The organism is Chelonobacter oris (assembly GCF_000772535.1).
Lineage (GTDB): Bacteria > Pseudomonadota > Gammaproteobacteria > Enterobacterales > Pasteurellaceae > Chelonobacter > Chelonobacter oris.
Genome location: NZ_JSUM01000031.1, coordinates 1 through 1,655, shown reverse-complemented (window position 1 = coordinate 1,655; position 1,655 = coordinate 1). Strand labels below are relative to the sequence as shown.

General features: G+C 50.5%; 2 protein-coding genes. Both read left to right on the top strand.

Going from position 1 to position 1,655, the window contains the following annotated elements; genetic code table 11:
- Positions 1–1,063: YadA family autotransporter adhesin (locus OA57_RS12045; protein ID WP_200883634.1), on the top strand; the 1,063-nt coding region annotated here is incomplete at its 5' end.
- Between the two features lie 74 nt (positions 1,064–1,137).
- The coding region (gene bamE, locus OA57_RS12040) for an outer membrane protein assembly factor BamE (RefSeq protein ID WP_034618221.1) at positions 1,138–1,655 on the top strand (518 nt) is incomplete at its 3' end.

The following is a 1,655-nucleotide window of genomic DNA, read 5'->3' as shown; positions in this document are numbered from 1 at the left end:
AGACGGCACGCAAACTGTTGTGAATAACAGCGGCGTTACCATCACGCCAACAGCAGAGAGCGGTAAAGCACCGGTAAGCCTGACTGAAAACGGCTTGGCTAACGGCGGTAACAAAATTACCGGCGTAGCTAACGGTGATATTTCAGCCGACAGCACCGATGCGGTGAACGGCAGCCAGTTGTATGCGGTACAGCAACAAGTCGGGAAACACAGCTCGGTTGCGGCGGGGCAGAATATTACGGTTACTGAAGGCACCAATGCCAACGGCGGCGTAGAATATACCGTTGCAACGGCAAAAGAGGTGACGTTTGACAAAACGACTGTCGGCAATGTGGTTACCGATGCTGCTACCAATACCATCAGCGGCTTGGCAAACGGTGAAGTGAGCAGCACCAGCACTCAAGCGGTCAACGGCAGCCAGTTGTATCAAACCAATCAGAATGTAGCGGCAAATACCACAGCTATCTCAAAAGGTTTGAATTTCAACTCGGATAGCGGTGTTGTGCTTAATCGCCAACTGGGTGACACCATGGCGATTACCGGCGACAGTAACATTACCACTAAAACAACGGATAACGGCGTTCAGGTAACTCTGAATAAGGATTTGAATCTGGACAGTGTCACTACCGGCAATACCACGCTAAATACCAATGGCGTTACGATCAGTGGCGGTAATAACGGCACGGTTGCTTTAACGGCGAATGGGTTGAACAACGGCGGTAATCGTATCAGCAATATTGCCGCCGGTGTCGAAGGTACCGATGCGGTGAATGTAAACCAACTGAATGCGGCAACAGGCAATCTGAACAACCGCATCAACAAGGTTGACAATCGGGCAAGTGCGGGTACGGCTTCCGCGATGGCGGCGGCTGGCTTGCCGCAAGCTTACTTGCCGGGGCATTCAATGGTAGCGGTTGCCGGCGGTACGCACCGTGGTGAGAATGCCATTGCATTAGGGGTTTCCCGCATCAGCGATAACGGCAAAGTCATTGTGAAACTGACCGGTGCAACCAACAGCGAGAAAGATACCAGCGCCAGCATTGGTGTCGGTTATCAGTGGTAATGTCATGAAAAAACCGCACTTTGCCGTTTTGCAGCAAGGCAAAGTGCGGTTATAAACGAAAGGAAACAATCGAGATGAAAAAAACAATACAATTTTTATTACCATTCACGGCGGCAATCGTGTTGGCGGCTTGCGGCAACTTGAGTGATGTTAAAAAAGACGGCACCACCGACGAGCCGGTGTGGCCGAAAATCGAAGATGCAGGCGTGAATTTCAGCGGTTCCCAATACGGCATTTGGCCGAATTGGGACAATGTGCGCATGATCGAAAAAGGCATGAATAAGGATCAGCTGTACTACCTGATCGGTCGCCCGCATTATACGGAAGGCTTGTTTGCGGTGCGCGAATGGACGTATGTGTTTAACTACCGTCAAAACGGCGTGCATAAAATCTGTCAGTATAAAGTGCTGTTTGATACCGACATGAACGCCCAATCGTTCTTCTGGAATCCGGTCGGCTGTAACAATCAGTATGAATTGTCGGGCGATTTCCTGTTTGACTTTGACTCGGCAACCTTGAGCAGTCAGGGCAAATCAGTGATTGACGGCATTATTGGCGGCTTGAAAACGCAAGGCATCAGTGCGGTGGTGGT